Source organism: Microbacterium sp. (assembly GCF_029263575.1).
Taxonomy (GTDB): domain Bacteria; phylum Actinomycetota; class Actinomycetes; order Actinomycetales; family Microbacteriaceae; genus Microbacterium.
Window position 1 is genome coordinate 20,135 of the sequence record NZ_JAJUFV010000023.1, and the last position, 8,413, is coordinate 28,547.

Here is an 8,413-nt window from a genome sequence, read left to right on the forward strand (position 1 = left end):
GTGAGAGTATGACCGACATTCTTCAGCGAGGGCTCTACTACGAAGAGCTCGAACTCGGCGCGCGATACCTGCATCGGCCAGGACGCACCGCCACCGAGGCGGACAACGTGCTGTTCACCACCCTGACGATGAACACACAGGCGCTTCACCTCGATGCCGCGTTCGCTGAAAGTGCGGAGTTCGGTCAGCGGCTGATGAACTCCATGTGGACGCTGTCGACAATGGTCGGAGCTTCGGTCGCGCAGCTCACCCAGGGCACGTTGGTCGCCCAGCTCGGGCTCGGTGACATCGCCTTCCCGCATCCGCTCTTCGCGGGAGACACGCTCTACACCGAGACCACGGTCACAGATAAACGGCTCTCGTCATCGCGACCGGGGCAGGGCATCTGCACCTTCGCGCACGTCGGACGCAATCAGGACGATGTGATCGTCGCCAAGGCCACGCGCACGGCGCTCATGCACTGCCTGCCGAAGGAGGGATCGGATGAGCTTTGACCTCGGGCCCGCGCTGCTGTTCTGTCCCGCCGACCGCCCCGAGCGGTTCGAGAAGGCCATCGACCGCGCTGACGCGGTGATCCTCGACCTCGAGGATGCGGTCGCGCCCGAGGCCAAGGCATCCGCGCGGGAGAACATCCTCGCCTCCTCGCTTGACCCGTCCCGCGTCATCGTGCGCGTCAACGCTGTCGACTCGGAATATTTCGCCGACGACCTCGCGATGGTGATGGCGTCCCCCTTTCGCACCGTGATGGTCCCCAAAACCGAAAGCGCCGCCGGGCTGGACGCCCTCGGCGGCGACGTCGCGCTCATCGCGCTGTGCGAAACGGCGAAAGGCATCAGCAACGCCGCGGAGATCTCGGCCCATCCGCGCGTGGTGGCATTGATGTGGGGAGCGGAGGATCTGCTCGCCTCGCTCGGCGGCACCTCCAGCCGTCGAGCCGACGGAACCTATCGCGATGCCGCGCGCTACGCCCGATCACGGGTGCTGATGGAGGCCGCCGCGCACGAGAAGGCAGCTATCGACGCGGTGCACATCGACATCGAGGACACAGACGGCCTGGCAGCCGAAGCGGCGGATGCGGTGGCATCCGGCTTCCGCGCAACAGCGTGCATTCATCCCGGGCAGGTCTCCATCATCCGTGCCGCGTACCAGCCGGATGCCGAGACGGTCGCCTGGGCGCGCGACGTACTGGCTGCGGCGCAGGACGAGGGCGGGGTGTTTCGCTTCCGCGGTCGGATGATCGATGAGCCGTTGCTGCGTCATGCCCGCTCCGTGGTGGCCTACGCGAGCTGACGGGGTCTCAGGATGCCGGGACGTCGACCGTGACTGGCGCATCCACGACACTCGGATCGAGCAGGCGCAGCAGTCCGGGAGCCGCGACGAAACGGTGCGCTGACCCGTTGCGGAGCATTTCTCCTTCGCGCGGCAGCGTTCCTCCGGAGACGTGGTGCAGGAGCGAGCGGATCACCCCGCCATGGGTGACGACGATGACCGACTCCGCCTGCGGGGCAGAGCGTCGGCGTGCGTCCGCGGCGATGGCGTCGAGAGCGCTGATCGCGCGATCGCGAACCTCGTCAAGCGACTCGGCGCCATCGGGGAGGCCCTGCCAGTCGCGGTAGGTCTCGAGGTACTCCTCCACGAGGAGACCCTCACCCGCGCCGAACTCGCGTTCGCGCATGTCGGGTGCGGGCTGCGGTGATTCCAACCCCAGCTGGTCGGCGATGATCTGCGCGGTCTCGTGCGCACGCACGAGCGGACTCGCGTAGATCGCATGGTGCGTGTGCTGGGCGAGCAGCGCCGCCGCAGTGCGGGCATCGTCGCGTCCGGTGTCGTTCAGAGGAATATCCGTGGTTCCCTGAATGCGACGCTCGAGGTTCCAATCGGTCTGGCCGTGGCGAACGAGAGTGAGAAAGGTCACGCGAGAAGCTCCTGAAGTGCGGGCAGAACCTCGCCCGTGCCGCCGGTGAGCGTCACATGCGCCCAACTGTCGGCGCGGGTCGGTTCGCGATTGATGATGATCAGAGGGATGCCGCGACGCCGAGCCCGTTCGACCAGGCGAACGCCAGAGTTGACGACAAGCGAGGAACCCGCCACGATGAGCGCTTCGCTGGCGCGCAGCAGTGACTCGGCTGCGCGGAAGCGGTCGGTGGGGACATATTCGCCGAAGAACACCACATCGGGCTTGAGCATCCCATCGCACACGGTGCAGCTCGGCACGGTGAAAGCATCGACGCTCTCCGGTGCGACGTCGCCGTCGGGATTGAGTACGACGTTCTCTGGCACGTTGAGCCACGGGTTCAGCGTCTCGATCTGCGTTGCGATATCGCGCCGGTCGAACACCTGAGCGCAGCGCAGACAGGTGACGCGGCGCATGGTGCCGTGCACCTCGATGACTCGGGCGCTTCCCGCACGCAGGTGGAGCCCGTCGACGTTCTGTGTGATGACGCCCGAGACGACGCCATCGCGTTCCATCTCGGCGAGGGCGATGTGACCGGTGTTGGGCTCTGCGGCGGCGAACGCGCGCCAGCCGAGATGGCCGCCGAGCCAGTATCTGCGCCGGGCCGCCTCATTGGCGAGGTAACGCTGCGCGGTCATCGGATCGCTGCGAGGAGGTGCGCCTTCGCCGCGGTAGGCGGGAATGCCGGAGTCTGTCGAGATGCCGGCGCCGGTGAGGACGGCGATGGGCTTGCCGTGAAGCAGGTCGGCTGACTGGGCGATGCCAGCGGTCAACGCGGCACTGGTCGTCACGGTCACGGAACCTCCCTCCTCGAGTCTACGGCGTTGGATCGGGGGCACTCGGCGGGTACAGTCAGATGGCAGAGTGGTCTCCATGCATGTGGAACACGTGACGGATGCCGGCGACCCGCGGCTCGCCGACTATCGCGGTCTCACAGACACGGCGCTGCGTCGCGTGCAGGAGCCCCACGGCGGGCTGTACATCGCGGAGTCGGCGAAGGTCATCGCCCGCGCTGTCGCGGCAGGACACCGGCCACGATCGGTGATGCTTCAGCGCCGTTGGCTGGCCGGTGTCGAAGAGATCCTGACTGACAGCGACACACCGGTCTACCTCGTGCCCGACGAAGTCGCCGAGCAGGTGACCGGCTATCCGGTGCATCGTGGGGCACTCGCGGCAATGCATCGGCCGGTGCAGCCTTCGCTTGCCGAACTGGTGCGCGATGCCAACCTGGTGCTCATCCTGGAAGATCTGATCGAGCACAGCAACGTCGGATCTGCGTTTCGCGCTGCGGCTGGGCTCGGCGCCGACGCCGTGCTGGTATCGAGGCGCTGTGCCGACCCGCTCTATCGCCGAAGTGTCAAGGTGAGCATGGGCGGAGTCTTCCACGTTCCCTGGGCACGAATGGGCACGTGGCCGGACACCGCAGCCGAACTTCGGACGGCGGGATTCTCCATCGCAGCCCTCGCGCTGAGCGATGACGCTGTGCCGCTCGATGCCTATGCAGCCAGGCGTCCCGAGAAAGTGGCGCTGGCGCTGGGCACAGAGGGAAGCGGGCTGTCCGACGCCGCGCTTCGCCTCGCCGACCAGGTCGTGACGATTCCCATGCACGGGGGAGTGGACTCGCTCAACGTCGCCTCGGCCGCCGCGATCGCCCTGTGGGCGCTGTCGCGGTAGTCAGCCGTCCTTCGCCGGTGGGACGACCGGGCTGGGCTCAGGGCGCTTCGGTGTGACGTTGTCGCCGGAGGACTGGTGGTTCAGCCGTCGCAGCACCCACGGCACGAGGTGCTCGCGGGCCCAGCCGAGGTCTTCGGAGCGAGCCTGCCGCCAGGTGCGCGGTGGCAGGGGATCGGGCTGCATCGGTTGCAGATCGTTGGGCACGTTGAGCGCACGCAGCACCATGCGAGCGACTTCGTGGTGGCCGAGCGCGTTGAAATGCAGTCGGTCATCGTCGAAGAACCGGGGATCCTGCACGGTCTTGAGCGCCCATTGGTCGGCGACGATGCAGTCGTGACGGTCGGCGATGGCTCGAACGTTCTCGTTGTAGATAGCGACCTTGCCGCGGAAGGGGCGAAACACCGGTGTGAAGCTCGTGTCGATACCCGTGAACAGCACGATCGCGGCACCGGTAGACGCCAGTCGCGATACGGCATCCTCGAGCTGGGTGGCGATGGCGTCGGGATCGGTTCCCGGGCGGATGACGTCGTTGCCGCCCGCGCAGATGGAGATGAGATCGGGCCGCAGCTCGACGGCCGGCTCGATCTGGTCGGCACTGATCTGCGCGATGAGCTTTCCTCGAACGGCGAGGTTCGCGTAGGCGAAGTCTTCGACCTGCTGCGAGAGCACTTCGGCGACGCGGTCGGCCCAGCCTCGGTGGCCATCGGGCACGTTCGGATCGGGGTCTCCGATGCCCTCGGTGAATGAATCCCCGATCGCGACGAAACGACGCCAGGGGTGAGCGCTGTCGTGGGGAACTTCTGGGGGTCGGGGCGATTGGTGATCGGCCATCGAGGTCTCCTCTGCAACCGTCGCGGCACAGGTGCGGCCACGCCGGGAACGAGCTTACCGGGCAAGCGTCGGCGGTGCGATCGGGCGCGCATCGGATGTCTCCGGGAGCTATTACGCTTGAGGCGATGCTCTCTCCGTCCTACCCTCAGCGTGCCCCGTGGGGGACGGCTGACAAGCTGCGCGCCTGGCAGCGCGAGGCGTTGGACGCCTATTTCGATCGTGATCAGCGTGATTTTCTCGTCGCCGCTACACCCGGGGCCGGTAAGACGACATTCGCTTTGACGCTCGCCGTCGAGCTGCTGCGCATCGGCGAGGTCAATCGGGTCATCGTTGTGGCTCCCACCGAGCATCTGAAGACGCAGTGGGCCGATGCGGCGGCGCGCGTGAGCATCCGTCTCGATCCGCGCTTTCGCAACAGTCATTGGGCTCCGTCGCGGCAGTATCACGGTGTCGTCGTCACCTATGCGCAGGTGGCGGCCAAATCGTCGGTGCACCGCCACCTCACGGAAGACGCCAAGACGCTCGTCATCCTCGACGAGGTGCACCACGGCGGCGACGCTCTCAGCTGGGGTGATGCGATCCGCGACGCGTACGGGCCGGCGAAACGGCGTCTCCTGCTGTCGGGTACGCCGTTTAGCAGCGATACCGCCCCCATTCCCGTCGTAACGTACGCGCCCGATGAGTCTGGTGCACGCGTGTCGACCACCGACTACAACTACGGCTATGGTCGCGCTCTGGCCGACGGCGTGGTGCGTCCGGTGCTGTTTCACATGTACGCCGGCAAGATGCGCTGGCGCACGAGCGCCGGAGACGAACTCGAGGCCCATCTTGGGCAAGACAACACGAAAGACGTGACATCCCAGGCCTGGCGCACCGCCCTTGACCCGGAGGGCGAGTGGATGCCTGCCGTGCTCTCGGCCGCCGACCGCCGGCTGAGTGAGGTTCGACACCATGTTCCGGATGCCGGTGGCCTCGTGATCGCGACAGATCAGACGGTCGCTCGTGCCTATGCGAAGATCCTGCATTCGCTCACGGGCGAGCGACCGACGATCGTGCTGTCAGACGAAGCGGCGGCGTCCGAACGCATCGAGCGCTTCAGCGCCAACACGAGTCGGTGGATGGTCGCCGTCCGCATGGTGTCGGAAGGGGTCGACGTTCCGCGTCTCGCCGTCGGCGTGTACGCGACATCGTCGTCAACGCCGCTGTTCTTCGCGCAGGCGATCGGCCGCTTCGTGCGAGCTCGCCGTCGTGGTGAAGCGGCGAGCGTGTTCCTCCCGAATGTTCCGGTGCTCATGGGGTTGGCGAACGAACTCAAGAAGCAACGTGATCATGCTCTCGACCGACAGAACAAAGACGACGACGGCCTCGATGACGCGCTGCTTGAGGCCGCCAACCGAGAGGAAGACGCCTCCGACGCTCTGACGCAGGAGTTCAGCTATCAGGCCATCTCGTCGCTCGCGCACTTCGATCGCGTCGTCTTCGAAGGCAAGGAGTTCGGCCAGCTCGCCGAGCCCGGCACGCCTGAAGAAGAAGAGTTCATTGGCATTCCCGGACTGCTCGAACCCGAGCACGTTCATGAGCTGCTCATGCAACGCCAGTCGCGGCAGACGCGCTTGCGGGAGGCGCGGGAAGCGCAGGCGCCACCTGAGGCGGTGACGACGTTGCCGCCGCCGCTGCATCGCACGCTCCGTGAGCAGCGTCAGCTCTTGAACAGTCTGGTGGGGCTCTACGCGCGTCAGGCGGGTGAACCGCACGGCGCCGTTCATGCCGAGCTGCGCCGTATCTGTGGTGGCCCGGCGGTGGCACAGGCGACGGTCACGCAGCTGCAGTCGCGGATCGACGTGCTGAGAAAGCGCGTTCGCAGCTAGAGCTTCGGGGCCCCGAAATACTGGCAATCCGGAGATTTCGGGCTCACGTGGCCCAGGTTCTGACTAGCGTTGAAGCTGCTCAGATGAGGGCACGTCGCCCGATCAGGGGCCACCCGGGAGGATTCATGACCGCGCCTGCAGCCGCAGAGCCGACCGCAGCCGATCGCCGCCGTTGGGCGCGCTATCTCGTCGAGGAGCGCGCTGAAGGACTGGTGTATCAGAAGCTTGCTGCGCGCAGATCTGGCGAAGAGCGCGAGATCCTGCAGAGCCTCGCCGATGCCGAGTACCGCCACGAGCAACACTGGCTCGACCTGCTCGGCGGTGAACCCGCGAAGCTACCTCGCGCCGGCATCCGCTCGACGTTGCTGGGATGGATGGCGGGACGCTTCGGGTCGATTTTCGTACTCGCACTCGCGCAGACAGCCGAGGCGCGTTCGCCATACGACTCCGAGCACTATGCCACTGCGGCGATGCGCGCCGATGAGAAGGTCCACTACGAGGTCGTTCGTGGCCTTGCCGCGCGGGGCCGTCGTCGACTCTCCGGCTCGTTCCGCGCCGCTGTGTTCGGCGCCAATGACGGACTCGTCAGCAACCTGGCGCTCGTGCTCGGAATCGGAGCGACCGGAGTGGCACCGAGTTTCGTACTTTTCAGCGGCATCGCTGGCCTTCTCGCCGGGGCGCTGTCGATGGGCGCGGGAGAGTTCGTCTCTGTGCGATCCCAGCGGGAGCTGCTGGCAGCCACGGAGGCAAACGACGACGTCGCGCACGCGGCGGGCGACCTCGACATCGACGAGAACGAACTCGCCCTCGTCTACCGGGCGCGCGGTGTGGACCCGGAAGAGGCCCTGGCACGCTCGAGGCGGATCATCGCCGCGGCGCAGGAGGGTGTGCGACGCACGTCATCGGGGACGGCGGGCGCTCGGGCCACTGACCACGAGATCGTCGGCAGCGACTGGACGGCGGCGCTGTCGAGCTTCTTCCTCTTCTCCGCCGGCGCCATCGTGCCGGTGCTGCCATGGATCTTCGGGCTGCAGGGTTTCGTCGCGATCGTTGTGGCGTTGGCGCTGGTGGGAACGGCGCTGCTCGCGACCGGTGCGATGGTCGGTATTCTCTCTGGCGGCCCGCCGCTGCGGCGTGCACTGCGTCAGCTGGCGATCGGCTTCGGCGCCGCCGCGATCACCTACGCTCTCGGGCTCGGCTTCGGCGTCGGTGCTGTCTGAGCGAAGCGCGAAACGAAAATGGCCCCCGGCTGGGGGCCATTTTTATTTTGTGCGCGGAGGGGGACTTGAACCCCCACGCCCTTGCGGGCACTACGACCTCAACGTAGCGCGTCTACCATTCCGCCACCCGCGCAGGTGATGAAAAGTCGTTGACGACCGAGGAAAAACATTACCATGCTCGACAGGTCGTCACGAACTCGTATCCGACCCGGGCGCGCCGTGCCACGCCGGTAGGCTGAGGTCATGGCTCTGTCACCGCATCCGGAAGTCGTGCGCATCGCGCAAGATCTGATCCGTTTCGACACGTCGAATTTCGGAGGCGGAAAAGCCGAAGGCGAACGCGAGGCGGCTGAATACGTCGGTGCATATCTGGAAGAGCTCGGGCTCACGCCGGAGTACTACGAGCCCATTCCGAGGCGAACGAACATCATGGCGCGCGTACCGGGACGAAACCCTGACAAACCAGCGCTCGTCGTGCACGGCCATCTCGACGTCGTTCCCGCCGTGGCAGAGGACTGGAGCGTAGACCCCTTTGCCGGCGAGGTGCGCGATGGAATGCTGTGGGGGCGCGGCGCTGTCGACATGAAGAACATGGACGCGATGATTCTCACGTCCGTCGCCGGTCTTCTCCGCACGGGGGAGCAGCCCGAACGTGACCTCGTATTGGCCTTCTTCGCCGATGAGGAGAACGGCGGCGTAGAGGGTTCAGCGCTCGTCGTGAAGAATCGCCCGGAATGGTTCGCTGGAGCGACCGAGGCCATCAGTGAGGTCGGCGGCTACTCGATCACAGTCGATGATCGGCGCGCGTACCTGCTGCAGTTGGGAGAGAAGGCGCTGATATGGATTCGCCTCGTGGCCAAGGGACG

The 8,413-nt window shown here is 66.3% G+C and carries 9 protein-coding genes and 1 tRNA gene; 6 read left to right on the forward strand and 4 right to left on the reverse strand.

The annotated features are described in order from the left end of the window. Positions 1 to 8: 8 nt before the first annotated feature. Together Q1J95_RS04165 and Q1J95_RS04170 are read left to right on the forward strand one after the other, a co-directional pair. Entirely contained in the window at positions 9 to 494 is a 486-nt protein-coding gene (locus Q1J95_RS04165) for a MaoC family dehydratase (RefSeq protein WP_300266018.1), read from the forward strand. After that, positions 484 to 1,290 (forward strand): CoA ester lyase, encoded by an 807-nt coding sequence (locus tag Q1J95_RS04170; RefSeq protein WP_300266019.1) that lies wholly within the window; start codon positions 484 to 486, stop codon positions 1,288 to 1,290. Before Q1J95_RS04165 ends, Q1J95_RS04170 begins: the two co-directional genes overlap by 11 nt. Positions 1,291 to 1,297: 7 nt before the next feature. On the opposite strand, the gene Q1J95_RS04175 is transcribed toward Q1J95_RS04170, so the two are convergent. Further along, the gene (locus tag Q1J95_RS04175) at positions 1,298 to 1,915 is read right to left on the reverse strand and encodes a histidine phosphatase family protein (RefSeq protein WP_300266020.1); all 618 of its coding nucleotides are present in this window, start codon (positions 1,913 to 1,915) and stop codon (positions 1,298 to 1,300) included. Beyond that, positions 1,912 to 2,751 (reverse strand): Sir2 family NAD-dependent protein deacetylase, encoded by an 840-nt coding sequence (locus tag Q1J95_RS04180; protein ID WP_300266022.1) that lies wholly within the window; start codon positions 2,749 to 2,751, stop codon positions 1,912 to 1,914. Before Q1J95_RS04180 ends, Q1J95_RS04175 begins: the two co-directional genes overlap by 4 nt. A 76-nt stretch (positions 2,752 to 2,827) precedes the next feature. Here Q1J95_RS04180 and Q1J95_RS04185 point away from each other — a divergent pair, with 76 nt between their 5' ends. Further along, positions 2,828 to 3,628: an RNA methyltransferase gene (locus Q1J95_RS04185; RefSeq protein WP_300266023.1), complete on the forward strand. Its 801-nt coding sequence runs from the start codon at positions 2,828 to 2,830 to the stop codon at positions 3,626 to 3,628. Here the strand turns inward: Q1J95_RS04185 and Q1J95_RS04190 are convergent, their stop codons facing one another. After that, on the reverse strand, positions 3,629 to 4,459 hold the full coding sequence (locus Q1J95_RS04190) for an SGNH/GDSL hydrolase family protein (protein ID WP_300266024.1): 831 nt from the start codon (positions 4,457 to 4,459) through the stop codon (positions 3,629 to 3,631). A gap of 125 nt (positions 4,460 to 4,584) precedes the next feature. On the opposite strand from Q1J95_RS04190, the gene Q1J95_RS04195 reads away from it, so the two are divergent. Together Q1J95_RS04195 and Q1J95_RS04200 are read left to right on the forward strand one after the other, a co-directional pair. Beyond that, positions 4,585 to 6,327 carry a DEAD/DEAH box helicase gene (locus tag Q1J95_RS04195; protein WP_300266025.1) on the forward strand — a complete coding sequence of 581 codons (1,743 nt, stop codon included), beginning with the start codon at positions 4,585 to 4,587 and terminating at the stop codon, positions 6,325 to 6,327. Between the two features lie 125 nt (positions 6,328 to 6,452). Further along, positions 6,453 to 7,547 carry a VIT1/CCC1 family protein gene (locus Q1J95_RS04200; protein ID WP_300266026.1) on the forward strand — a complete coding sequence of 365 codons (1,095 nt, stop codon included), beginning with the start codon at positions 6,453 to 6,455 and terminating at the stop codon, positions 7,545 to 7,547. A gap of 50 nt (positions 7,548 to 7,597) precedes the next feature. On the opposite strand, the gene Q1J95_RS04205 is transcribed toward Q1J95_RS04200, so the two are convergent. Continuing rightward, positions 7,598 to 7,680: transfer RNA gene (locus Q1J95_RS04205), tRNA-Leu, on the reverse strand. Positions 7,681 to 7,790: 110 nt separating this feature from the next. On the opposite strand from Q1J95_RS04205, the gene Q1J95_RS04210 reads away from it, so the two are divergent. Continuing rightward, positions 7,791 to 8,413, forward strand: a 623-nt coding sequence (locus Q1J95_RS04210; RefSeq protein ID WP_300266028.1) for a M20/M25/M40 family metallo-hydrolase, incomplete at its 3' end; no start/stop codon positions are given.

Bases quoted from the DNA above. Each gene is read 5' to 3' on its own strand.
- Q1J95_RS04165 (WP_300266018.1), top strand. From the start codon at position 9: ATGACCGACATTCTTCAGCGAGGGCTCTACTACGAAGAGCTCGAACTC.
- Q1J95_RS04170 (WP_300266019.1), top strand. From the start codon at position 484: ATGAGCTTTGACCTCGGGCCCGCGCTGCTGTTCTGTCCCGCCGACCGC.
- Q1J95_RS04185 (WP_300266023.1), top strand. From the start codon at position 2,828: ATGCATGTGGAACACGTGACGGATGCCGGCGACCCGCGGCTCGCCGAC.
- Q1J95_RS04190 (WP_300266024.1), bottom strand. From the start codon at position 4,459: ATGGCCGATCACCAATCGCCCCGACCCCCAGAAGTTCCCCACGACAGC.
- Q1J95_RS04195 (WP_300266025.1), top strand. From the start codon at position 4,585: ATGCTCTCTCCGTCCTACCCTCAGCGTGCCCCGTGGGGGACGGCTGAC.
- Q1J95_RS04200 (WP_300266026.1), top strand. From the start codon at position 6,453: ATGACCGCGCCTGCAGCCGCAGAGCCGACCGCAGCCGATCGCCGCCGT.